The organism is Anaerobacillus sp. 63XJN7_4_ISO-PGPR-S23-413, assembly GCF_056173725.1.
On the sequence record NZ_CM149688.1, the window covers coordinates 374385 to 400021 of the forward strand.

The 25637-nt window shown below is 38.7% G+C and carries 18 protein-coding genes and 2 pseudogenes; 13 read left to right on the forward strand and 7 right to left on the reverse strand.

Annotated elements, in window-relative coordinates; genetic code table 11:
* Positions 1 to 33 precede the first annotated feature (33 nt).
* Together AC0VYO_RS02070 and AC0VYO_RS02075 are read right to left on the reverse strand one after the other, a co-directional pair.
* Entirely contained in the window at positions 34 to 1224 is a 1191-nt protein-coding gene (locus AC0VYO_RS02070) for an MFS transporter (protein ID WP_430241604.1), read from the reverse strand.
* A complete protein-coding gene (locus tag AC0VYO_RS02075) occupies positions 1217 to 1648 on the reverse strand; it encodes a MarR family winged helix-turn-helix transcriptional regulator (protein ID WP_475366421.1) in 432 nt (143 codons plus the stop codon). Before AC0VYO_RS02075 ends, AC0VYO_RS02070 begins: the two co-directional genes overlap by 8 nt.
* A 327-nt stretch (positions 1649 to 1975) precedes the next feature.
* On the opposite strand from AC0VYO_RS02075, the gene AC0VYO_RS02080 reads away from it, so the two are divergent.
* The 6 genes from AC0VYO_RS02080 (at position 1976) to AC0VYO_RS02105 (ending at position 12681) form a co-directional block, all read left to right on the forward strand.
* Positions 1976 to 3574, forward strand: coding sequence for a GGDEF domain-containing response regulator (locus tag AC0VYO_RS02080; RefSeq protein ID WP_475368336.1), 1599 nt, complete (start codon positions 1976 to 1978; stop codon positions 3572 to 3574).
* Between the two features lie 25 nt (positions 3575 to 3599).
* Positions 3600 to 4646 (forward strand): HEAT repeat domain-containing protein, encoded by a 1047-nt coding sequence (locus tag AC0VYO_RS02085; RefSeq protein WP_475366423.1) that lies wholly within the window; start codon positions 3600 to 3602, stop codon positions 4644 to 4646.
* Between the two features lie 49 nt (positions 4647 to 4695).
* A complete protein-coding gene (locus AC0VYO_RS02090) occupies positions 4696 to 6048 on the forward strand; it encodes a glycosyltransferase family 2 protein (protein ID WP_475367445.1) in 1353 nt (450 codons plus the stop codon).
* Positions 6049 to 9333: a hypothetical protein gene (locus AC0VYO_RS02095; RefSeq protein WP_475368337.1), complete on the forward strand. Its 3285-nt coding sequence runs from the start codon at positions 6049 to 6051 to the stop codon at positions 9331 to 9333.
* 101 nt (positions 9334 to 9434) lie between these two features.
* A complete protein-coding gene (locus AC0VYO_RS02100; RefSeq protein WP_430241595.1) occupies positions 9435 to 9800 on the forward strand; it encodes a response regulator transcription factor in 366 nt (121 codons plus the stop codon).
* A gap of 40 nt (positions 9801 to 9840) precedes the next feature.
* Entirely contained in the window at positions 9841 to 12681 is a 2841-nt protein-coding gene (locus AC0VYO_RS02105; RefSeq protein WP_475368338.1) for an ATP-binding protein, read from the forward strand.
* An 18-nt stretch (positions 12682 to 12699) separates the two neighbouring features.
* On the opposite strand, the gene AC0VYO_RS02110 is transcribed toward AC0VYO_RS02105, so the two are convergent.
* On the reverse strand, positions 12700 to 14256 hold the full coding sequence (locus tag AC0VYO_RS02110; RefSeq protein ID WP_303533822.1) for an ABC-F family ATP-binding cassette domain-containing protein: 1557 nt from the start codon (positions 14254 to 14256) through the stop codon (positions 12700 to 12702).
* A 338-nt stretch (positions 14257 to 14594) separates the two neighbouring features.
* Here AC0VYO_RS02110 and AC0VYO_RS02115 point away from each other — a divergent pair, with 338 nt between their 5' ends.
* Positions 14595 to 15707, forward strand: a complete 1113-nt coding sequence (locus AC0VYO_RS02115) for an endonuclease (protein WP_475369034.1) — start codon at positions 14595 to 14597, stop codon at positions 15705 to 15707.
* A gap of 38 nt (positions 15708 to 15745) precedes the next feature.
* Here AC0VYO_RS02115 and AC0VYO_RS02120 read toward each other — a convergent pair.
* Positions 15746 to 16636 (reverse strand): annotated as a pseudogene (locus AC0VYO_RS02120) (manganese catalase family protein).
* Between the two features lie 12 nt (positions 16637 to 16648).
* Entirely contained in the window at positions 16649 to 16861 is a 213-nt protein-coding gene (locus AC0VYO_RS02125; protein ID WP_475368339.1) for a YuzF family protein, read from the reverse strand.
* Positions 16862 to 16997: 136 nt separating this feature from the next.
* Between AC0VYO_RS02125 and AC0VYO_RS02130 the strand changes: the two genes are divergently transcribed.
* On the forward strand, positions 16998 to 17444 hold the full coding sequence (locus AC0VYO_RS02130) for a staygreen family protein (protein ID WP_475368340.1): 447 nt from the start codon (positions 16998 to 17000) through the stop codon (positions 17442 to 17444).
* A 63-nt stretch (positions 17445 to 17507) separates the two neighbouring features.
* Here AC0VYO_RS02130 and AC0VYO_RS02135 read toward each other — a convergent pair whose 3' ends face one another.
* Positions 17508 to 18224, reverse strand: coding sequence for a 3-ketoacyl-ACP reductase (locus AC0VYO_RS02135; RefSeq protein WP_475368341.1), 717 nt, complete (start codon positions 18222 to 18224; stop codon positions 17508 to 17510).
* 207 nt (positions 18225 to 18431) lie between these two features.
* Here AC0VYO_RS02135 and AC0VYO_RS02140 point away from each other — a divergent pair, with 207 nt between their 5' ends.
* From AC0VYO_RS02140 to AC0VYO_RS02160, 5 genes and pseudogenes are all read left to right on the forward strand, one after another.
* Positions 18432 to 19796 carry a sigma-54 interaction domain-containing protein gene (locus tag AC0VYO_RS02140; protein ID WP_475368342.1) on the forward strand — a complete coding sequence of 455 codons (1365 nt, stop codon included), beginning with the start codon at positions 18432 to 18434 and terminating at the stop codon, positions 19794 to 19796.
* A 118-nt stretch (positions 19797 to 19914) separates the two neighbouring features.
* On the forward strand, positions 19915 to 21312 hold the full coding sequence (locus AC0VYO_RS02145; RefSeq protein WP_475368343.1) for a YjiH family protein: 1398 nt from the start codon (positions 19915 to 19917) through the stop codon (positions 21310 to 21312).
* A 27-nt stretch (positions 21313 to 21339) separates the two neighbouring features.
* Complete coding sequence (locus AC0VYO_RS02150; protein ID WP_475366431.1) at positions 21340 to 22665, forward strand: aspartate aminotransferase family protein; 1326 nt, start codon at positions 21340 to 21342, stop codon at positions 22663 to 22665.
* 233 nt (positions 22666 to 22898) lie between these two features.
* A complete protein-coding gene (locus AC0VYO_RS02155; RefSeq protein WP_475368344.1) occupies positions 22899 to 23507 on the forward strand; it encodes a DedA family protein in 609 nt (202 codons plus the stop codon).
* 149 nt (positions 23508 to 23656) lie between these two features.
* Positions 23657 to 24079: pseudogene (locus AC0VYO_RS02160) on the forward strand (peroxiredoxin-like family protein); the annotation flags it as partial.
* Positions 24080 to 24207: 128 nt separating this feature from the next.
* Here the strand turns inward: AC0VYO_RS02160 and AC0VYO_RS02165 are convergent.
* The gene (locus tag AC0VYO_RS02165) at positions 24208 to 25551 is read right to left on the reverse strand and encodes a globin family protein (RefSeq protein ID WP_475367446.1); all 1344 of its coding nucleotides are present in this window, start codon (positions 25549 to 25551) and stop codon (positions 24208 to 24210) included.
* Between the last annotated feature and the right edge of the window lie 86 nt (positions 25552 to 25637).

Sequence of the window (25637 nt, forward strand, 5' to 3'; positions counted from 1 at the left end):
TCAACCCATTAAATCGCTATGGTATACATTTCCTTAATAATTAGTTTGTGATCGAAGTTGTTTTCTCGAACTTTTTTGTTTCTGAATCCATTGATAGAAGAACAGAATACCAATCACAAAGAGCCCTAGAATCATGTAGAGATTAGCATAACCGAGAGAAGTCACAATGATGCCGAGTACGAATGACCCCGTTGCGATTCCAGTATCGAAAAAGGTGAAAAAAGTTGCCGTTGCATGCGCGCTTCTTGATTCGGGAGCTGCTTGGATAGCAAGTGTTTGGAAGCTTGGTACAATCGAACCGTATCCTAACCCGATCAATGCCCCTGCAAGAAGTAACATCCATGCTTGTGTTGTAAAACTAAGAGTTACGAGACCAAGAGCAAACAAAACAAATGCAGGAAGAATGACAGTATTAGGTCCTCTTAAATCAAACATCCTGCCAGTGAATGGTCGTGAGACAAGCATAGCTACAGCGAATACTGCGAAAAAGAATCCCGCAGCTTCAAGAAGACCGATTGATTTCGCGTATAGAGAGATAAATGAAATGACGCTTGCATAAGAGAAAGCAACAAAGAGTCCAACGATTGCAATTGGGAATGATTTTATTTCGAAAAGATCATCAAATGATAATTTTTTCTTAGGTATAGGTTCGGTATTTTCTATGGCTTTTACGCCTAGTGTGCAAAGAACCCCTATCACCATTATGGTACTTAATACAAGGAAAATTGTTATATATGAAACATATTGAAGAAGCGTTAGGGCGAGGAAGGGACCAGTAACAACTGCAAGGTTCATAGACATTGCGAAATAACCCAAACCTTCTCCACGTCGTTCTCTTGGAATTGTGTCTGCAGCAATTGCTCCGGCTGCCGTGGTAACAATACTAAACCATACACCGTGAAAGAATCGTAGTAAGAGTAAAGCATAATAGTTGTCTACTAATGGATAGATAAAAGAAGCCGCAGCAAATAGAGAAGCACTCGTTACGAGCATTTTCTTTTTGCCAAACCGATCAATCAATTTTCCAGAGAAAGGGCGAACAATAATAGCAGATAGTAAGAAAATCGTAATAATAAGACCTGCTTGAGATTCGCTTCCGCCAAGTTCCTCTGTAACGTATATAGGGAGTAAGGTTAGAAGTGCATAGAAAACAATGAAGATAAATAGATTACTAGTTGAGATATTTAAAAAGCTTTTTGTCCAAATCGGTTGTTTATTAGACATGTGTTTTCTCTCCTTTCTGTTGCCCTATTTTGTTTAGAAGATGATAAAAGTGAATCTGCTCTTCAGTTGATAGGTGTTGAAGGAGGGATTCTTCCATCTCTTTAATAGAATCTTTTATGGTAGGCAAAAGCCCTTCTGCCTCATGAGTAAGACTAACAATGCGTTCACGCTTATCGGAACCTTCCATTCGATTAATCCAGTTATTTTGTTCCATTCGAACAAGAGTACGAGTGGTAGTTGGCGCTTCAACATTTAAGTATTTCCAGATATCTGTCTGTTTCATAGGACCGAATTGATCAAGACAATAGAGAATCGTCCATTGTGAACTATACAAGTTATACTCTTTCAATAGCTCGTTTACTTCTTTTGTGATGTGTCGCACTTGTTGATTTAACGAATGAAAAATATCGCTTGTTGAAATCATGTTAATCTCCTTTTGTTTACCTGGGTAAATAATTCGCATAGATACTAGTGTACCTAAGGAAGTAAACTTTGTAAACAAATGTCGTTTGCAATGAGATAAGACTCTATTAAATTTATTAACATAACCTCGCTGTTAGTTAATGGAAGATTCACTTTGATATATACGATGATAAAAAAAGGTGTAGAAAGGTATGAATCGAAAGATAGAAGTTTATAAAATGTGGAAAAAATACACAATCTTTGTTGTGGAACATCTAAAACTAAATTATGATGAGAGTATTTAGTAATTCGACAAAATTCACTCTTATTTGAAAGAGGAGGCTTTACATTGGAGAAATATAAAAAGAAGTTTGTTTCTAATATGAAAGAGAAATATGACGAGATGATAGCAGCAAATGAGAGTATAACAGAGATGGAATTATATAAGTTTTTACATACGTTTAAAGGTACTGCTGGGACAGTTGGATATAAAGTATCCGCTGATAAAGCGGAAGAGTTGCTGATGAAGATGGATTTAGAAAGCGAAAGAACCCTAACAAATGAAGAAACAACTCAATTATTAAATAGTCTGATGGAGGAAATTCTCGAAGCGGCTGTTGAGAACAAAGGTAAGGATGAAGAAGCAAATGTTCAGAAGATGATTATGCTTATCAACCAAAATCCGATGACGTTAATTGAGCGGAAAGCTCAGCTTGAGAAGGAAGGATACATCGTCTTTGCAGCGATGGACCTTAAAAAGGCGCAAACGGCCTTATACGATATGCACCCTGACTGTATTATTGTAGATTATCTTTTAATCAAAACAGACAAATCAGGAATTGCCAAAGAAGTTAGAGAAAAAGCAGAGCTACAGTTTACTCCGTTAATTATGACAGATACAGAAAATTCGATATCTAATCGTATCGACGGTTATCGATTTGGAGCAGATGACTTTTTTGATGTAGATATAACCTTAGAGGAATATTTATTAAGGGTTAATGGGAAAATTTCCAAAAGAAAAAACATTGTTCATTCTGTATTAACAGACGAATTGACGGGTGCCTACAATCGGAAATTTCTTGATAGCCAACTGAATTATATGCGCTATGACCTTGTCCGAAATGGGGAAAAAGCTTCATTAGCCATTTTTGATATAGACCATTTTAAATCTATTAACGACCGTTTCGGTCACTTAATTGGGGATCAGGTGCTAAGAAAATTATCACAATTTATTATGGATGAAAAAAGACGTACTGATACATTGATTCGATACGGTGGTGAAGAATTTGTCTTGATTTTACCTGATACAACATCTATTCAGGCTGATAAATTTCTTCAACGTTTATTAAGTGGATTTCGTTCAAAAGTATTTCGGGTTAAAGAAGAAAGATTCTCTGTTACATTCTCTGGCGGGATCGTTGACATTGATGGTTCTTCTTCCAACAAAAAGCTATTAAATCAAGCGGATGAAGCGCTGTATCGAGCAAAGGCAAACGGGCGAAATCAAATGGTTATTTATGAAAGTGATTTAACTAATACAAAGCCTATTAAGACGATTCGAATTGCTGTTGTTGATGATGACGAAATTATCAGAACATTACTCACTTCTCAACTTCAACAGCTTCAACCAGAAGGAAATTATGAAATTGAAGTGAAAAGCTATCGTGAAGGAGAAAGTTTCTTTGAAGATAGCTGGCACAAAGCCGGTTCTTCTTGTCTTGTTCTACTTGATGGCATTATGCCAAGAATGGATGGGATTGAGGTATTGCGCAAGTTACGTAAGGAGAGTAGTCAAAACCAATACACTGTTATGATGCTGACGGGTCGTAAAGCAGAAAAAGATATAGTTAAAGCTTTAGAGCTTGGTGCCGATGATTATATTACAAAGCCATTTAGCATGGGCGAATTAGAAGCTAGAATTAGAAGGTTAATTCAAAAAATGCTATAAGAGAAAGATTGAGGCGAATGTAGATATGAGTGCAGTTTTTATTATTTTTCAAGTGTTTGTAATTCTTTTTATTGCTTTAACGGCCCTATTCCTCTTCCTTGTAGGTCAGAAAGTTCGATCTAACCGGTTCGAACAGAAGAAAGCAGATTGGAAAGTTTACTACTTAGAGCACATGAGCCCGTATATGCAAGGCTACGGAGAACTCCAGTTACCGAAAGAACCTTATATGATTGAAGCTTTTGAGGATGTTCTGACCCGCTACTATTCTCTAATGAAAGGGGATAACGATACCTCACGCAGAATTGAAGAACTTGCTGAGACAACCCTTGAAGATTATTACAAGAAAAGATTACTTCATAACCGATGGAGTATACGAATGAATACCCTCCATCGGATTGAGAAGTTTCGTATGATCACGCTAGTTGAGCAATGTGTCAGTCTTTATAAAGAAAAACGCACGAGTGAACTAGAGTCTATTCAGGTATTACGCATACTTGCGAATCTACAGGATGAGCGCATCTATACGATTCTATTAAATGAGGAAAAAGAATATCCTACCTTTTATTATTTGGACTTGTTTGGAAGATTAGATGAAGATCTATTAGACCGCTTTATTGGAACAATAGAAGAGTTTCCCCAATGGATTCAGTTGTCGCTTATTGAAGCCATGGGGGATAGTGCAGAATACAAGTATTTGCCCACAATTGAATCTTTCATAGACTCTAAAGACACAGAATTTCGAATACGTGCTCTTAAATCTCTTGTTAAGTACGGGTATATTACAAATGCGAACAAAATCAAACCCTCTTTGCACGCGTCAAGCTGGCAAGAGAGAATGATGGCTGCTAGATTGGTCAAGCCATTAAAGGATAGTCGCTTCTTAGATGATCTGTTAATCCTTCTTACTGATGAAAACTGGTGGGTTAGAACTACTGCTGCCGAGTCTATTATTGTGCAGCAGAACGGCGGGGCAATCTTAGAAGATGTTGCCGCTACTCATGTCGATCGGTTTGCGCGTGATGCAGCGAAGGAATGGCTGCTTAGAAAGGGGAGAAACAGTGTCTATCGCTAGTATTTTTTCAACATTACTTCTTATATTTACAATTTTTGTGGCAATCTATATGGTTGGAATTATCATTTTCTATTTCATCCTTTTTCTTATTTCTTCTGTTCAACTTCGCAAAGAATATAAGCTCGATCAATTTGAGCCATATGAGGAGTTAGCTCAATCCTCCTTTACGAGACCTGTATCTATTCTTGTTCCTGCATACAACGAGGAAGCTGGAATTGTGCCAAGCGTTCGTTCACTCCTTAGTATCAATTATCCTGAGTACGAAGTAGTAGTGATTAATGATGGGTCTAAAGATAAAACATTAGAATCTGTTATTGAATCATTTGAAATGGTAAAGGTTGAGAAAGTGATTCGCAAACAGATTAAGTCTAGTGAAATTATTTCTGTCTATCAATCTACTATTTATGAGAACTTATACGCAATTGACAAAGTGAATGGCGGAAAAGCAGATGCTCTCAATGCAGGAATAAACGTTGCTCATTATCCATACTTCTGCTCTCTGGATGGCGATTCTATTATCGAACGAGATGCTTTTGCTAAAGTAATGAAACCGATTATTGATTCTAAAGAAGAAATTGTAGCAGTAGGAGGGAGCGTAAGAATAGCTAACGGTTGTACAATTGAACGTGGAGAAGTCATGAAGGTTGCCCTTTCTAAAAGTCCTCTCGTTGTCATGCAGGTTATTGAGTACTTCCGAGCGTTCCTTATGGGGAGAATTGGCCTTTCAAAACATAATCTCTTATTAATTATCTCTGGAGCGTTTGGCGTCTTCCATCGCGAGAGTGTTGTTAAGGTAAACGGCTATCGAACGGACACCGTTGGAGAAGATATGGACCTAGTAGTCAGGCTTCATAAATTAATCAAAGAAGAAAAATCAGGGAAGAGAATTGTTTATGTTCCTGATCCTGTTTGCTGGACTGAAGCACCGGAATCTACGAAGATTTTAAGGAGACAAAGGAGTAGATGGCATAGAGGTCTTTTTGAGAGCCTTTGGCATAACAAGAAAATGCTAGGAAACCCTAAGTACGGTCTTGTTGGTACTGTTTCAATGCCATACTTCTTAATTGTCGAATTTCTAGGGCCTGTCATTGAATTACTTGGGTATATTATTATGGTTATTTCACCATTTGTTGGTGGTATTTATACTTCCTTTGCTGTGCTTCTGTTCTTGCTCGCAGTCATCTATGGTTCTCTCTTATCGATGAGTGCAGTGCTACTAGAAGAATGGAGCTTAAGACGATATACAAGAGTACAAGATTTAGTACGGTTGTATTTCTATTCTCTTTCTGAAGCGTTCTGGTTTCGGCCATTGACCGTGTTTTGGAGAGTCGAAGGTATTATTCAGCTGATTCGTGGAAACACAAGCTGGGGTGAAATGAGCAGAAAAGGGGTTTCAAAATAAGTGCGTAGTATAAAGCAAACAACAATTATTAGTTTTGTAGTGGGGTTACTAGCTTTAGGACTTATTCTAATGTTTCCTGTTCTTTATTGGTATATGGAGGATGAGACTAGGAAAGATGTATTTATTATTGATAAAACTATCCCTGATGAAACCTATCGTGAACACAAAGGTCTAACATGGGTTATGAATCACGAGAAGTGGGTGAAAGGGGATGGGACTCCTTACTCAGAAGTAGAGGATTATACAGGATTCCGACCAGAAGATGAAGAAGACTATACGATTGATTCCTTCCCCGAAACACTTGTAGGACAGGACTTAATTTATCTTGCTGATTCATATGGAGTATACGAAGAAGAATGGTTTGGGAAGGCGTCTGAGGGTGATCGGTCAGATATAATCTACGGAGGAATGAAGCAAGAAGAAGTTAGTTTGATATCTGAAGCTGTACAGCAGGGATCTACATTTGTTGCGGAGTTTAATGCATTTGGTAGCCCGACTGATGATAAGGCGAGAGAGGGTCTATATTCTATTCTGAATCTGGAGTGGTCCGGGTGGATCGGTCGTTATTTCGATGACCTATCAGCAGATGGTGAAGTTCCAGGATGGGCTATTAGTAACTATGAAAAACAGAATGAAGAAGAATGGGATTTTTCGGATCAAGGATTAATTTTTGTGAATGAAGATGATTCGATCATTGTTATTGAAAAAGATGAGGTTGGAAATGATACCGTACAATTCTCATTCAATGACCAAGGTAAGAAATGGTTTGAAGATTCCTTAGTAAAGGACTCTATGTCTTATCATTACTGGTTTGATATTGTGGAGCCAATCAACGAAGAAGAGGTTCTTGCAAATTATACATTAGATGTTACTCAAGAAGCAGAAGATTTGTTGGTGGAAACTGGAATTCCGCTTTCTTTTCCCGCTGTTATGAAGCATAACCAATCTTACTATTTTGCAGGAGATTTCGCAGATCGCGATACAGATTCGAATTTCTATCAGTATAAATGGCTTCCTTCTATTAATCGTTTATTGTTGAGTGGAGATGATGAAAGTCTCGAATCGTTTTATTGGAAAATATACACCCCTATGATGGAGACTGTGCTTGAAAACTTAAAAAATATTGAAACAAAACAGGAAGCTAAAAGTTTAGATATTCAATCAATCGAAGGTATCCAGGTGGCAGGTAAAGTTGGAAAAGACAAAATTCAGGTGTTTCAAGATGGTGAATGGGCCGATCTCATTATTAAAGGTGTAAATATGGGTATTGCAAAACCAGGTTATTTTCCTGGTGAGGCAGCTATTACGAAATCAGAGTATAAAAGATGGTTTAATCAAATTGCTGAGATGAATGCAAATGCAGTTCGTGTCTACACAATTCACCCACCAGCTTTCTACGAAGCCTTGTTAGAACATAACCAAGAAGCTGACACACCGTTATACATATTCCATGGTGTATGGGTAGAAGAAGAACCGCTTATTGAAACTCAAGATGCATATGCTAATGAGAACGTTCAACTGCTTAAGAAAGCAATGGAGGATACGGTCGACCTAATACATGGTAATGCAACGATTAAGGAGAAAGTTGGTCATGCAAACGGGCGTTACACAGCTGATGTTTCACCATATGTACTTGGATGGGTTCTCGGTATCGAATGGGATCCGAAAGTTGTTGTTTCAACGAACGAGAAGAATAATGATATGGAGCAATATGATGGAGACTATCTTAATACAAAAGAAGCGAGCCCTTTTGAGATATGGATAGCGAAGATGATGGATGACACGATTGGATATGAAATGGAGAAGTACAATTGGCAAAGGCCAGTTAGCTTTACAAACTGGGTGACAACCGACTTACTTGAGCATCCAGCAGAACCATCGGAAGAAGAAGATTTAGTTTCAGTGGATCCGAATGTGATTGATTTGAAGGATAATTATTATGCGGGTCAATTTGCTTCTTATCATATTTATCCTTACTATCCGGATTTTTTGAACTATGAAGAGGAGTATGTGAATTATATTGACCAGAACGGTGAGAAAAACAACTATGCCGGTTATTTAAATGCACTTAGAAAAGTTCACACTATGCCAGTTCTTGTAGCCGAATTTGGTGTTCCAGCCTCCCGAGGTATGACTCATCGGAACGTATATGGAATGAATCAGGGCGGAAATTCCGAAGAAGAGCAAGGACTAACGGATGCGAAGCTATTTGAAAACATTGTTTCTGAAGACTATGCAGGAGGATTAGTGTTTTCTTGGCAAGATGAGTGGTTTAAACGAACGTGGAATACGATGGATTACGATAACTCGGATCGTCGTCCTTTTTGGTCAAATGACCAGACAAATGAACAACAGTTTGGGTTATTAAGTTTTGATCCAGGTGAGAAGCAAAAGATTAAAGTTGATGGAAAAGTGAAGGATTGGAATGAGGCGGGGATTAAGCCTTTATTTGAATCAAATAATAAAGATCAGAACTTACAAAACTTCTACATGACAAGTGATGAGAAATATATCTACTTCCGACTAGATTATCAAGAGATGTCCGAAGAACAATTGAAAAAGGATAAAACATTATTATTATTTGATACGAACAGTGGTCAGGGGAGTAAACAGGTTGAAGATGACCCTGAAATAAACGCATCGTCTGGAATTGATTTTATACTTAACCTTGCCGGGAAAGATCAATCAAGACTTAGCGTTCATAGCTACTATGACTCGTTTTACTACCAGTATGGTGAGGATCTTGGTTTAATCGAGAAAAAGAATTATGCGAGCAAAAAGGATAATGATGTTTTTCACCCTATTCGACTAGCCCTGAATAAACAATTAACAATTCCAAGCACAAAACAAATACTTCCATTTGAAGATTATGAAACGGGTCGTCTGACCTATGGAAATGCTAATCCAGACAGTGAAAACTTTAATTCACTTTCAGATTTTATCGTAAAAAACAATTCTATTGAAATTCGATTACCATGGGCTTTATTTAATATTAAAGATCCAAGTGATAAGGAAATGATGGGCGATATGTGGAATGGCGGACTTACTAGCTCGAAGAAAACAGATGGTTTTAAAGTAGGAGTGGTGATGTATGAGGGGGATTCAAAAGGTTCGGATTTGTCGATCTCATCTATTACTGAATCAATGCCATCTATAGATAACGGGAACCTGTCAGTTAATCAATTCTACAAATTCACATGGGACAAATGGAATGAACCTGACTATCATGAAAGATTAAAACAATCGTACTATATTATGCAAGATGAGTTTAGCCGATATAAGTAGTAGAGGGAATTTCCCTCTACTCTCTTTAATATGAAGGTATTATTAAAGGGTGTTCGTGATTTAATCTTATTAATCAATATTACAAGAAATGGGTGAATGGTTTGACTCCTCGATTATTAATAGCAGAAGATGAAGAGATTCTAAGAATGTTAATCGTTGATACACTTGAAGATGATGGGTATGACATCGATGAGGCTGAAGATGGGGCGGAAGCATACAATTTTATTCAAGATAATGACTATGATTTAGTATTACTTGATTACATGATGCCTGAGATGACTGGCCTTGAAGTTATCAAAAAAGTTCGCTCTGAAGGGAACATGGATGTCAAAATCATGATGCTAACGGCAAAAGCGCAAAAGAAAGATGAAGAGATTGCAAGAGAAGCTGGGGCGAATTATTTTATTTCAAAACCGTTTAGTCCTGTTGAGCTTGCGAGCGTCGTAGAGGATATTCTTGGTGAATAGAAGATGGAAAAGTAGTTTATCACGTCAATTTGTCTGGTTTATGAGCGGGTTTTTGTTATTGATTTTAATAGTAGCCGTAGGATTGGGCCTCTATAGTCAGTCGATTGAAAAAAAGTATGAGGAAAAAGTTGTTAACCTTCGAGAAAAGCAGCAGTACGCTGTTGAACTAGAAGATAGTTTGAATGATATGTTTTTTGAAGCACGAGGCTATCTAGGCTTTCGTTTGGATGAGCCGTTTCTCAACAATTACAAAGCCAAAAAGAATTCGATCGTCGATAAAATCAATCAGCTAGAGCCGAAATTGGAGAGTCCTGAAGAGAAAGAATATCTCACATATCTTCAAGATAAATTAATAAATTATTATAACCTTTTTGAAGAAGCGAAAAGTCAGGTAGCTAGTGATAATACAACAGGATTACAAATCTTATCTCAAAATCAAGGGGGCAGCAATCTCGTTTACAATTTAAGAGATCAAACGAGAAATTTAGTCTCTGACGTTGACAACGAAATAACCGCAACAGAGAAGAATTTAATTGATCGTTTAGCAAACTTACAAATTCTATTTGTTCTTTTTGTAGTGTTCCTGCTCTTAATAGCTACCATTCTTGCTGGGATAATGGCTCGCCGTATTGGAAAACCGCTGCAAGAGCTCGCTTTGGCCTCAAGTCAAATGTCTTCTGGTGAAAATGTAGCTGTACCACATGTCAGAAGATCAGATGAACTTGGAGAGCTTGCTAGATCATTTAATTTAATGATTACAAATATTCAACAAAACGAAAAAGCACTCATTGCATCAAATGAAACGTTGTTGGAGCAAAGCGAAGAACTTCAAAGTAGTAAAAATACCCTTGAAGAAAATGTGAAAGTAATGAACGTTCAGAAGCAAGTATTAGAACATCGTAATGAATTAAACCGTTCACTTGCTTCAACGCTAAATAAGAATGAGTTATTACAAAGTATTATTACGAACATGATTCATATCTTAAGTTCAGATAAAGGGATTATTGTGATGCTGAATCAAGGGAAAGATTATGCGTCGTTAGGAATCAGCCAGGAGAAGGTACATCAGTGGATTGATCACCTTACGGATGGACCCGGAATAAAAGCAGTTCAACAAAAGCGATATCACATTGTACAAAGACCAGCCTCAGTTGGAGAAGCAGGGTATCATGGTGATGAAGTTCTCTCAAATGATCTGTATATCCCTGTAGTTTCAAGTAATGAAGTAGTAGCTTTATTGTGCATTACTAGAACTGGGGTAGAATACAAGCCTGAAGAAGTATCGGAAATCAATGGTTTATCACGTCAAATTTCTCTTGCTTTAGATAAAATCCTATTATACGAAACAACAGAGAATGAACGACAGGTGAATAGAGAAATATTGAACACGATTCGAGAAGGAATTCAACTTGTAGACAGGGAAGGAACGACGCGTGCTGTTAATGATCAAATGTGTACAATGTTGGATGCCTGTTTTCCTGATGGCGTAGACGAAAAAACATTTGCTGAGTGGAGTTCGAAATTTCTTCTGCAAGTTGATTTAGATGATCGCGATGCAGTAAAGTCTTACGTGCATGACGTCATTGTGGGTGTTAAACCTAAGCAAAGTGAATTAATCTATCAAACAAATACAGAACCAGCGCTCTTTATTCAAATGTATTATGAGCATTTATATAATGGTGATAAATTCATTGGTTCGATTTTTGTTCACCGCGATATTACTCGTGAACATGAGGTAGATGAAATGAAAAATGAATTCGTTAGTACAGTTAGTCATGAACTTAGAACACCTCTTTCAAGTGTTCTTGGTTTTACAGAGCTTATGCTTTCAAAAGAGCTAAAACCTGAAAAGCAAAAGAAATATTTAAGCACGATTTATAAAGAAGCGAAGCGGTTAACCTCGCTGATTAATGACTTTCTTGATATACAGCGGATGGAAGCTGGAAAGCAAAATTATGACAAAACAAGAGTGAATTTGAAAGAAATTATTGAAGAAGTGCTCGATAACTATCGCGTTCATTCTCAGCTTCATTCTTTTATGATTGAAGACACAACAGATGAACATGAGATTATTGGCGATGCAGATAAGATCAAACAGGTCATCAATAATTTCATTAGCAATGCGGTAAAGTATTCTCCAGAAGGTGGGGCAATACTAACGCGATTCAGAGTAGGAGAAGGTCAGCTTTATGTGGATATTGAGGATGAGGGACTCGGAATCCCACAAGATGCTCTAGCTAAACTCTTTACGAAGTTTTATCGTGTTGATAATTCAGATCGACGCCAAATTGGTGGAACTGGGCTTGGGCTTGCTATATCAAAAGAGATTTTGTTAGCGCATGATGGTGATGTTGAAGTTACTTCTGAGCTTGGGAAAGGAAGTACATTCACACTTGTTTTTCCTCTAATAAGAGAAAGGTTGCCAATAGAACCGAAATCAGGGGAATTGGAGGATTCAGGCGTATTGATTGTAGAGGACGATGATAGCCTTGCCCTTTTATTAATGGAGGAAATTACAGAAAGTGGATTTACGGCCCACCATTGCCGCAGTGGTGAAGCCGCGATCAAAATGCTTGAGACAATGACTCCTAAAGGAATTGTGCTAGATATAATGTTAGATGGCCGCATGAGCGGATGGGATGTTTTGAAAGCCGTGAAGGAATCAGAGCGTACGAAAGATATTCCAATCTTTGTATCTACAGTAAGTGAGGAGAAGCAGCGAGGTTTTGAGTTAGGGGCAAATGACTACCTTATTAAGCCTTATCCCCCTCAAAATCTTACAAAATCATTGATTAAATCTATCGTAAACAAGAATAATAACGGTAAGATACTAGTTCCGGATTATTCGATTGAAGATATAGAAAAAGGCTTATCCGAATAATCGGATAAGCCTTTTTTTCTAAATTAATTTCGTTGTCCAATCTTCACAGTTCCATACATCTGTTGCAATGTCTTGATAGAATTCAGGTTCATGGGAGATCAGAATGATGCTACCCTTGTATTCGTTTAAAGCACGTTTCAATTCAGCTTTCGCTTCTACATCAAGATGGTTTGTTGGCTCATCAAATACGAGCAAGTTTGATTCTGTGTTCATCAATTTACAAAGTCTAAGTTTCGCTTTCTCGCCGCCGCTAAGAACGTCGACCCTGCTCTCAATATGCTTCGTTGTTAGGCCGCATTTGGATAAGGCAGCTCGAATTTGAGCCTGGCTGTAGTGGGGAAACTCTCTCCACATCTCTTCAATACAAGTGTTAGATGTTCTTGTCTTAATTTCTTGTTCAAAATAACCAGTATAAAGGTAGTCACCGAGCTCAACTGAACCTTCAATCGGCTTAATTTCCCCAAGTATACTGCGAAGAAGTGTCGTTTTACCAATCCCATTTGCACCCATAAGGGATATTTTTTGCCCTCTTTCCATTGAAAGATTTAATGGACGGGATAGTGGTTCATCGTACCCAATAACAAGATCTTTTGTTTCAAAGATGAGTTTGCCAGAAGCCCGAGCTTGCTTAAAATGAAATTCTGGTTTTGGCTTTTCTTTGGCGATCTCAATTACATCCATCTTATCAAGCTTCTTTTGTCTCGACATCGCCATGTTACGCGTTGCAACTCTTGCTTTGTTTCTCGCAACAAAATCCTTCAATTGAGAGATCTCCTGCTGCTGCTTTTTAAACGCTGCTTCAACTTGTTGTTTTTTCACTTCATATACAGATAAGAAGTTATCATAGTCACCTACGTATCTTGTTAGCTCTTGATTTTCCATGTGATAAATCAAGTTGATTACGCTATTTAAGAAAGGAATATCGTGAGAAATGAGTATAAACGCGTTCTCATATTCTTGTAAGTAACGCCTGAGCCATACGATGTGCTGCTCATCAAGAAAGTTTGTCGGTTCATCGAGAAGGAGAATATCAGGCTTCTCGAGAAGAAGTTTAGCAAGAAGGACCTTTGTTCTTTGACCACCACTTAAATCTTGTACATCTTTTTCAAGTCCGATTTCATCTAGTCCAAGCCCACGTGCAATTTCTTCTACCTTTGCATCAATTACGTAGAAATCATTGTTAGCGAGCATATCTTGCATTGTTCCTGTTTCTTCTAACAATTTTTCTAGCTCTTCTGGAGAAGCTTCCCCCATTTTCGCAAACAGCTCGTTCATTTCAGCTTCGTAATCAAATAAATACTGAAAAGCGCCTTTAAGGGCGTCACGAATCGTCATGCCTCGTTCAAGAACAGTGTGCTGATCGAGATAGCCGACTCTTACATTTTTCGACCATTCAACTGTTCCTTCATCTGGTTCTAACTTTCCAGTAATAATATTCATAAATGTCGACTTACCTTCGCCGTTAGCACCAACAAGTCCAATATGTTCGCCTTTTAGAAGACGAAATGATACATCATCAAAAATAGCACGGTCACCGAATCCGTGTGTTAGGTTTTTCACGGTTAATATACTCATAGGAAAACACCCTTTATTTATGGTTTAACAATCCTCATTGATTATATCGGACTATGGGCTGGGATGAAAGTAAGGAAGATGAGAAAACGATGGGAATTTTCGTAAAAAGCAGCCGTATAGTAAGAAAGACACAATATAAGGCGTGATGAGGCATTTGACCTATGATAAATAAAGGAACATTTACATCGTGTTTCATTTAGCTTAATAGTGTACGTTTACACTAGAGGGGCTTCATAAAACGGAGCTTTTATTTTAAAGGGGAGGGAATATGAATGAATACCACACGTCGTAGGGTTTATGGAACGGTTGCTTTTATGTTAGTTGTGTCGTTTATTATGATGTATTTCACGATTACACCATCTTTTGCTGATGGATCTGGAACTTCATCATCACCTTTTTCAGTTAATCAGGGAATAGCAAATCAAGGTAGTACAGGGTCAGTTGAAGGGTATATTGTTGGAAAGCCAGTCTCAACTTCCTCCGTAACTACGTCTGACTTTTCGGATGACTATGCGATCGCGATTGCCGATCAAGTGAATGAAACAAATGTAAATGAAATGCTTTTCGTCCAGGTTCCATCAACTTTCAGAAATGATTTTGGATTGCAAAGTAATCCTAGTTTACTAGGTGAAGCTGTTGTGGTCAGTGGAAGCCTAACAGATTATTTCGCTCATACAGGAGTGAAGAGTGTTTCCGATATGGAATTAAGTGATGGTGAAGGAAGTGGGGATCCTAACGACCCAGGTGATGGAGAACCATCCCCTTACGATGATACATACTATAGCTCGGCTGTTGGTAAAACCGGTAGTGCCTTAAAATCTGAGCTGCATCTTATCATCGATGATCACAATGAGCTAACTTACAGTGAAGTTTGGGATGCCCTACGCGTGACGGATGAAGACCCAGCGAACCCGAACAATGTACTTCTCCTTTATAGTGGCAGATCTCAAAGCAAATATGAGAATGGTGGTAACGTTGACGACTGGAATCGTGAACACGTTTGGGCGAAGTCTCACGGGGATTTTGGGACATCTATGGGGCCAGGAACAGATATTCATCATTTACGCCCAACTGATGTAACAGTCAATAGCTCACGTGGTAATCTTGATTTTGATAACGGTGGATCGCCTCAATCAGAAGCACCCGGTAACTATTATGATAGTGATTCTTGGGAGCCTCGTGACAGTGTGAAAGGTGATGTAGCACGAATGATTTTCTACATGGCTGTTCGTTACGAAGGGGACAGTGGTGAAGTGGACCTTGAAGTAAATAATCTTGTAAACAATGGTTCATCACCATATATTGGTAAAGTTTCTGTATTAAAGGCATGGAATGAAATGGATCCCGTGGATTCCTTTGAAGAAAATCGAAACAATGTTATTTATGATCAGTACCAACATAATCGCAATCCGTTTATTGATCATCCAGAATGGGTGGAAGCGATCTGGTAGCAAGAAAAGAGCACCTGCCCTTAGGTAGGTGCTTTTTTCTATAAATTTCGCATTAAACGTTTTGCGATCTGTTCATAATGATCCTTAGTAATGCCTGGCGCAAATTCTTCTGGAAGATCATCTAGATTAGGAATAGGAGCCCCTTCTGGTGCCCCCTCAATCACCATTAGTTTTTCACCATTTTCCGGGTTAGTCCCTTTCCATATTTGTTTAATACCTAAGTAATCGCTATCACTCCAAGTATAAAGAACGTTGTTTAATCCTTGTTCTTCAAATTTTCGAGCATAGTCAAATTTGGAGTTATCAAGGCTCGGAATCGGAAGCATTTTTGTTAAGTCTGTACCTGTCGCGATCTCGATCGCTTTTGCGTATGCAAGTACATGAGTTCCACCACGTACGAGTAAGTAGCCAATCATTTCTCGGGCTGTAGGATGATCGGTCATTTCATAGACGCGCATCTTATGCGTTCTTGCACCAACCTCCAGAAAAAAATTATGGAGTAGGTCAAGCACTAGATTGCCGCTACTGAAGACGTAATCTCCGCGCTAGGAGTTGCCCATTCCATCTGCAGCAAGAGCTGTTTGTGCTGTAGCGACAAACTGAGCTGTATTTCGCACGTCTTTACCATTTTGTAATGGAGTTAAATCAGGTGGCGCTTGAAAAGAACTTCCTGTGGTCAACAAGTTGATCGAGGTTGTTACTAATTCCACATGTCCAAATTCTTCTGCAGTAATACTGGCAACAAGGTCATAAAAAGGCTTCAACTTTTTTTTCTCACGAAAGCTAAACGACTGGAACATGTAGTTATTTAGTGTAGACAATTCTCCAAAGCGTCCTCCAAGTAAATCCTGTACAGCAGCTGCTGCGTTTGCATCCCCATGATCTGGTATCGGAAGCTCAATTAACTGCTTATTGATTCGCTTAAACATGTAATCCCCCCTTTAATTAGGAAATACCCAGACAATTTGTTGAATGCGAACAAAAAAAGGGGTTTCGTTCACTTGTAAAACAATATGATCTGGCATCACAGATTCGAGCATTCCTTGGAGTGAGCCATTTGTTGTTTGAACTGTAAGCAAACTCCCTTCAATTGATACCAGCGTTTGATAGACGTAGGGATCTACAGAACTGATTAATTGGGGTTGTTGACTCAAATTCTCTCATCCTCTCAAAAATGTCCTTTAGCTATATTAATTTACGCACTGTATAGGTTGTCATAGTCGATAAGAATGAAATGAACCCATATGAGTGATGACCCATAGTCTGTAAAAAGGAGGGGGGAAGAGATAAGTGAAGCAGAAGCTGATGGTGACGTATCGTGATGGAATGAGAGAGAAGAACTGTGTATTAGGAAGGAAATATACATTAACACATTCCGATATAACTGGAGAATTGTTTTTAACGATTGGAAAAGAATATGCCTTTGATCGTATTTCTACCATAAGAGATGAGGTGCTTGGAAGCTTTCGAAATGATTGTGGACTCTATTTCTACGTATATGTCTTAATTGACGATCCTACAGAAGAGGGGAGGTCGAGTATAAGAAATCGTATATTTCGAGAAGAGTTACCTGGTGCCTTATCGGCTATAAGAATAGGAGATGAACACTTATATCAAGCATATCCAGAACTAGATAATTTACCTATTTGGGTTTACTTTGATTCAAATGAAAAACAATGGGAAGCTTACGAGTACTATGGATCACTTAGAGAATATAGAAACAGCCAGCATAAGTAGTCTGGCTGCTTCTTTCATTTAAATTAATCGTGAGAATGAGAGTAACTTTTGTGAGAGTTTACCTTATGGGTTAGTTGTCCATAAACCTGCTGTTTTAATGAATACACGTTTGTTCATTTTTAGTTGAGCAACGATAAACTCAGCCATATCTTCTGGTTGAAGCATATTCTCTTGATTTCCATCTGTTAGGTTATTTTCTATTGCTAGATCCGTAGAAACGGTACTTGGTGTTAGCGCACTTACACGGATATCATGCTTGCGAACTTCTTGAGCTAGTGATTCCGTTAGACCCATAAGTCCGAACTTAGAAGCACTATAGGCGCTAGTAACTGGTGCCCCTTTTTGTCCTGCTGTAGAAGAAATATTAATAATATCTCCTGATTTACGTTCAATCATATCTGGCAGTACAGCACGTGTTACATAGTAAGCGCCTAGCAAATTCACTTGAATGATCTTTTCCCACTCTGTAACTTCGAGATCCATGAAGCCACCCATTTTAGCGATACCTGCATTATTAATAAGAATGTCTACTTCGCCAAGTTCTTCTTTCAATTTAGCTACAGCTGTTGTTACTTCCTCATTAGAGGAAACATCTGCAATAGCGAAGGAAGTTTTCACACCTTCTGCTTCGATTTCTTTCGCTACGTTCTGAAGTGTCTCTTCTGTACGGGCAATCATTGCGATATTTACGCCTTCTTTTGCAAGAGCAATTGCCGATGCTCGACCAATTCCTCGAGCTGCACCTGTAATTAATGCTGTTTTTCCTTTAAGAGCTACCATGTTGTTTCCTCCCTCGTTAACTTTAAGTTCCAACGTTTATTCTATAGGGTTAGCTTTAAGCAGGAAAGAATTTTGCTTTGCGATTATAATAGTGTGATAAAATACAAAAGTGAGATTATTCAAAAATGAATAGCGAATAACTTGATAGATAAGGGATTTAATAACACATTGCAAAAGTATTCAATAATGAATAGATGAGGTGGGCATATGGCGAAATGGAATGAATATGAGGCAATCTTTCATTCTTTACAGGAGGATATACTTGTCACAGATCCTAATGGAATCATTGTGAAAGTTAGTGAAGGAACAGGGATGGTTTATGGTGTTAACGCAAATGACTTAATGGGGAAATCAGTATATGAATTGGAACGAGAAGGTTTATTCACACCACTTGCAACGCCACTGGTGGTAAAGGATAAGAAGCGTGTTACGTTTGTGCAAACGGGTTCTGATGGCAAAAAACTGCTTGTAACAGGTTTGCCAGTGTTTGATGATGCTAAAGAGCTAGTAAGGATTGTAAGTTATTCTCATGATATTACTGAACTAATGGAAATAAAGGCCGGGATGGAAGAAATGTCTTCCGAAATGGAGCGTGTTAAAAATGAGCTTGAGCAGCTTAAGCAAAGGCAGGATGATGAAGGGCTTATTGCTAGAAGTCATGAAATGAGAAAAGTGATGGCAACAGGGAAACAAGTTGCAGGTGTGGATGTTAATGTTCTCCTTCTAGGGGAGTCCGGAGTAGGAAAGACGGAAATGGGAAGATACATTCACCACAAAAGTGATCGTAGAAATGGACCGTTTATTGAAGTGAACTGTGGAGCAATTCCTGAAGCGCTTTTTGAAGCAGAATTGTTTGGTTATGAAGAGGGGGCATTCACAGGAGCTAGAAAAGGTGGACGTATGGGGTTAGCAGAAATGGCGTCTACAGGAACACTTTTCTTAGATGAAGTCGGTGAACTTTCACTGCAAAACCAAGTGAAAGTATTAAAATTAATTCAAGAAAAACGCTTTTATCGACTTGGTGGAACAAAAGAAATTCATTCTGATTTTCGGTTGATCAGCGCAACAAATAAGGATTTGGAACAAGCTGTGCAAGAGAAAACCTTTCGAGAAGATTTATTTTTTCGGTTGAATGTCGTCCCATTGATGATCCCTCCACTAAGAGATAGAAAAGAAGATATCCTTCCGCTCATTCAATCGTTTGTCGATCATTTTTCTAGACAATATAAACGAAAGCGGATGCTAAATAAGATAGTGATGCATGAGTTAACTCAGCATGTGTGGAGGGGAAACGTTAGAGAGCTGATGAATTTAATAGAGCGTCTTATTGTTACTTCAGATGCATTCGTTATACAAGAGGAAGATCTCCCTCAAACATATAAAAGTTCGAGTGAAGACTATTCAGAAATGAATAATTTTAATGAAACTTTACAAGAAACAGTTGAAAGAGTTGAGAAAGAACGACTTGAACAGGCTAGACGACAGTTTCGAACAACGACAAGGATTGCTGATGCGTTAGGGATGAGTCAACCAACAGTAGTTAGAAAACTTAAAAAATACAGAATTCAATAGTTTTTGGCATAATACTTGCATATTAAAAGAAGCAAGAAGTGAAAATTACCCTTGCTTCTTTTCTGATTTATATGCAAGAATATGAATTAATATTAAAAATGTCGAAGGAGAGTGAAGAATGGAAGTTAAACAGGAAAAATCCTATCCTCTTGAAAGTACGGGTCAATCAGCAGAGAAATCTCAAACAAAAAAAGCGTATGCATGGTTTCTTATTCCATCGTTAATCGGTATCTTATTATTTCTTGTTCCCGTTCCTTTTAATGGGAAAATGACGATTGGAGTCGGGATTTTGGCTGAGTCTATACAAATAAAACTAGCGCCTATCTTGCCTGGATTTATGACCGCCATTCTTATTTTATCTGCTATTATTCCTATTATTGCAAAAGCGTTTGAACCAAAAGCTATCATGCTTCGTCCGTTTCTGAAGCAATTATTTTATGTGAATTGGTTCTGGATTAGTACGAGGTTAATCGGTGCATTATTCGCAGTAATGACACTGTTTAAATTTGGTCCAGAATTTATCATCTCGGATGTTTCGGGTGGTACAATGCTTTACTCACTCGTTCCCGTTCTTGCAGCATGGTTTCTTTTTGCTGGTCTGTTAATGCCTCTCTTACTAGAGTTTGGGTTAATGGATTTCTTCGGAACAGCCCTTCGTTATGTGATGCGTCCTTTGTTTAAGTTACCTGGTCGCTCATCCATAGATGCGCTTGCTTCCTGGATGGGGGCAGGAACCGTTGGGGTACTGATCACAACGAAACAGTATGAAGAAGGCTATTATACAAAAAGAGAAGCTGCTGTTATTGCAACAAATTTTTCGATCAATTCGATCGCATTCAGTCTTGTTGTAATTAGCTTCATTGGTTTAGAAGATATGTTTATTCCGTTCTACTTTACGGTTGTGGTAGCAGGGCTAGTTGCTGCGTTTGTTTGTCCACGTATACCACCGCTATCTCGTAAAGCGGACACGTACTATGAGGGTACAGGAAAACAAATTTCTGAAGATGTACCTGAGGGTGTCTCTAGCTTCAAATGGGGAATACAAAAAGCACTAGAGAAGGCATCTGAAGTAAAAGGAGTGAAGCATGTAGCTGGTCAGGGTGTTAACACCGTTCTTGATATTTATTTTGCTCTTATTCCGCTTGTGATGGCACTTGGAACAATTGCCCTTATTATTGCTGAATTTACGCCTTTCTTCACATATTTATCAATGCCGATCGTACCGGTCCTTGAACTTATGCAAATTCCTGAAGCAGCTAAAGCAGCGCCGGCTATGTTAGTTGGTTTTGCAGATATGTTTTTACCTGCAGTTATAGGAACAGGGATTGAAAGTGAATTAACGCGATTTGTTATTGCAGCTATTTCATTAACACAATTAATTTATATGTCAGAGATTGGTATTTTGCTAGTGAAATCGAAAATTCCAATTTCAGTTCTAGAACTTGCTATTATTTTCTTGCAACGTACGGTTATAACACTTCCGATTATTGTTGTAATGGCCCATTTCTTTGTATAAAAGCAGAATTTAAAGGAGGATATCACATTGGCTACATCATTTGAACATAGATACAACAACATGTCAGACTATCTTGCACCAAGTATGGCAAAGGATCATCCGAATTTACCAGTCGTGAAAGAAGAGGGTTGCTATTACTATGGGGCAGATGGCCAAACGTACCTAGATTTTACTTCAGGTATTGCCGTAGCGAATACGGGCCACCGTCATCCTAAGGTAGTACAGGCTATAAAGGACGGTGCTGACTCTCTTATGCACGGGCCTTCAGGAGTAATTATGTATGATTCAATTCTAAAGCTAGCAGAACGTCTTCAAGGCATTATGCCGAAAGATTTAGATTGCTTTTTCTTTGCGAACAGTGGCACTGAGGCCATTGAAGGTGCGATGAAACTTGCTAAATATGTAACGAAACGACCGTATGTTGTTTCCTTTACAGGTTGCTTTCATGGACGCTCGCTTGGTGCTCTTGGTGTAAGTACATCAAAAAGCAAATACCGTAAATTTTTACAGCCTAATGGACTAACCTATCAAATTCCTTATGCGGATGCTGCTAGTTGTCCAGAAGGGCAAAGTGTAGAAGATTATTGTGTTGGTGAGCTTGAGAAAGATTTCGAAATGCTTTTTGATCATCAGGTAACTCCTGAAGAAGTGGCTTGCGTAATCGTGGAACCTGTTCTAGGAGAAGGTGGCTATATCATTCCACCGAAAGAATGGTTACAAAAAGTAAGAGAGATTTGTGATCGTCATGGTATGCTGCTAATCTTTGATGAAGTTCAAACTGGATTCGGACGGACTGGTGACTGGTTCGCTGCACAGACGTTTGATGTTACACCTGATATTATGGCGATCGCAAAAGGAATTGCTTCTGGGATGCCTCTTAGCGCCACAGTAGCTTCAAAAGAACTAATGAGTCAGTGGCCAATGGGAACACATGGCACAACATTTGGTGGTAATCCGATTGCTTGTTCAGCGGCGCTAGCTACTCTCGACGTAATTGAAGAAGAAGGATTACTGTCCAATTCGAAGGATATGGGTGCTTATGCATTAGAAAAATTAGCTCTTATAAAGGAAAAGCACCATGTGATCGGAGATGTCCGTGGTGTAGGGTTAATGATTGGAATTGAAATTATTGATCCAGAGACAGGCGCACCAGACGGAAATGGAATGATGCGGATACTAGATCTGTCTCTTGAAAAAGGGGTGCTTTTCTATCTGTGCGGAAAACATCAAGAAGTGATTCGAATGATTCCTCCATTGATTATTACGAAAGAGCAAATTGATGAAGGTCTCCGCATTTTTGAGGAAGCTGTTACGGAGTATGAACAAGAGAAACACGTTGTTTCTGTAGGATAGTGTTTTAATAGCCCCCATCACTTTGGACGTGATGGGGGTTTTGTTCTTTAACAGATACGTGGATATAACTAATTAATCGAGTAAATCATTTCATTTCCGCGGAAATATTTCAAACTTTGCGGGTTAAAACGACATATCCATTCATTGTTACGCATTAAAACAGTGTTACATTGGTTTCAGACTCACTGATCAGGGAACTTAATACATAGTTTTAGATTGAGAGGGGATCCACTATGCTGGAATTTCTGATTCATTTCCTGAAAGAGCTTGGAATCTGGGGTCTTTTAATAAGCAATGCTATTGAAGCATCATCTCTACCTTTTCCCGGGGGAATGATGACATTGACGTACGGTTATTTATTGAATGCTTCGATGATCGAGATGGTTGGTTTTGCATTTCTAACGAGCGGTATTTACACGATTTTTAGTTTTATTCCATATGGGATCGGTTTGAAAGTAAAGGATAAAGTCGAAAGGAAATTAAAAAAGAAGAAGGTTGAACGCGTTCAAAGATGGTTTAGAAAATGTGGATCATGGAGTATTGCAATTACACGCCCACTTGGGATAGGGAACTATGTATCCTATGTGGCTGGTATGAGTAAGGTCAAGCCCTGGATATTTGGAACACTTACCTTTGTCGGTATATTTCCTTGGACAATCGCTATGTTGTGGATTGGGCGGAATGGGAATATAAAATCAGTTCAAGCGATTTTAGGGAGCATACAGAAATATGTCTTTTTAATTGTTGTGGTGGCAGTTATTGGGTTCATTGGGTATCACTACTATCGAAAAAGGTGTAAAATCGATAGTAAGAAACAAGTGTTTAACACCGATCAAACGTAGCATCGATCAGGTAAGGAGAGATTGTATTGGATAAATTAAATTATGAACTCGATGTTCCAGGAAGTACCACTGTTACTCTGGAGCAACTGATTAATCAAAAGAAATCGATGGTCATATTTGTCCGTCACCTTGGCTGACCAGTTTGTCGAGCTTATCTTACGCAGTTGCGTAAGCGCGTAAATGAAATTGAGAATAAGGGCTTTCAGATTATAGCCATCGCCCCCTCAAATGCTACTTATATTAGCCAGTTTACAGAGGCTTTTGGAGAATTTCCTTTTGTCATTGCAGGTGATCCGAAGAGAGAAGCATACCGTGGCATGGGACATCATACGATGCCGAAGTGGAAATTACTTGGACAAGCAGCGATTGGATTTGTCACCCGTAAAATGGATGGGTTTATTCCAAAAGAACAAAAGAAAAAGGATTTTGTATTAAAGTCGATGAAAACGCAGGATGTATATATTCAAGGTGGTACGTGGATTTTTGATGAGAGAGGGAAATTAATCTGGCATCATATCGATCAGTCGCCAGAAGATCATGCGAAAATCGATTCGGTTTTAAATGTATTGTGATTGACTGTATGATGCATAGAGAAAAGCTTCTAGCTATTAGTTAGAGGCTTTTTTTATGCAATAAAAACAGAGAAGCTCGAGACTTCTCTGTTTTTCCATATCTATTATAAGGGGGGAAGACATGTGTTTTATTGATTAACAATTTTCTTGCGAATGGCAAATGCTGAACCAGCAGCAGCTAGAGAACCTAGAGTAATCCAAAGTGCTGTTAGGTCAGATGACTGCTCACTCGCACCACCCATACCTGTTTTTGGCATATCACCAGGCATTGCTTCTCCTGCAAATTTGTCTGGCATTTGCTTAACGATAGCGCCTCCAAGAGATTCGCCTACACCAAACATGAATGCATAGCCTTCACGGAATTGTTCAATTGAACCTTCGTAATCACCAGACATGTAAGCTTCAAATGATCCAATTACTTGTTTTTCATGAGCCATAAGAGCTTCAGTAGCAGCGTCAGTTGGAAGGTTTTCTTCTGTTGCTGTTCCTAGGAAAGCTCCAAAGTTCTTAGGGAATGTTGTCATCATACGTTCTTTCGCCATTTCCATAGCTTCCTCGTCTTCAGATAGAGATGCAACTACAAGGTCAGCTTGTGCAGCAATATGATCTTCTTGCCAGATCTTTTCAAACTGAGCAGCACCTTCATCTCCGTAGATCGAACCGATAGCCGCTTTAAAGTCAGCAGTGTTTCTGTCTTCAGCCCAGTTTACAAAGTCATAGTCTTCTGATTGGTCATAGCCTTTTTCAAGACCAAGAGAAGAAAGAGCAAAGTGCTCAGATGCAAGGCTGTTTAGAGTTGAGCGTAAGTCTGCAGCAGGAGTATCAGCTTTTGTATTTTCAAATTTATCAGGCATCTGCGTTACAATTGCACTAGATAGTGCTTTGCTGATCGCAAACATATGCTTATGCCCTTCACGGAATGTTGTGTAAGCTTCTTCGTAATTTCCTTCTGTATACTCATCAAAAGTTGTTAGGACTTGATCTTCGTGAACTTCTAGAACATCTGCAGCGGCTTCCTTAGGAAGATTACCTTCTGTAGCTGTATCAAGGAACGTGGAGAATTCTTCAACAAATTCGTCTACTTCAGCTTCAGCTTCTTTACGAAGTTCTGCATCATCTTCGGTTGCTGCTTTTACGAAATCAGTGGAGTAATCATTGTGACCTCGAAAGATATCTTCAAATTGTGCAGCGGCTTCATCGCCATAGACAGATGCAATCGCTGGTGTCATATCAGCTGCGTTCTGATCCAGGGCTTCAGTTACTTCTTCTGCATCCTCTGTCCCGTCATATGATTTCGTCATGGATGAAACAGCTAGTACAAAATGTTCGGATAAGAGCTGATCCAGTGTTGCGCGTAGATCTGAAGCAGGCGTTTTGGCTGTTGGCTCAGTTGCCGCTGCCCCAGCGACTGTTGGGAATAATAAGGTTAAGCCTAACGCGGGAACCATTAATTTCTTGAATGCTTTTTTCATGTTCATTTTACTTTTCACTCTCCTCGATTTTTTTTATCGTTTATTTTGATTACACATAGCTAACGTTCAAAGTGAATAGTTGGATC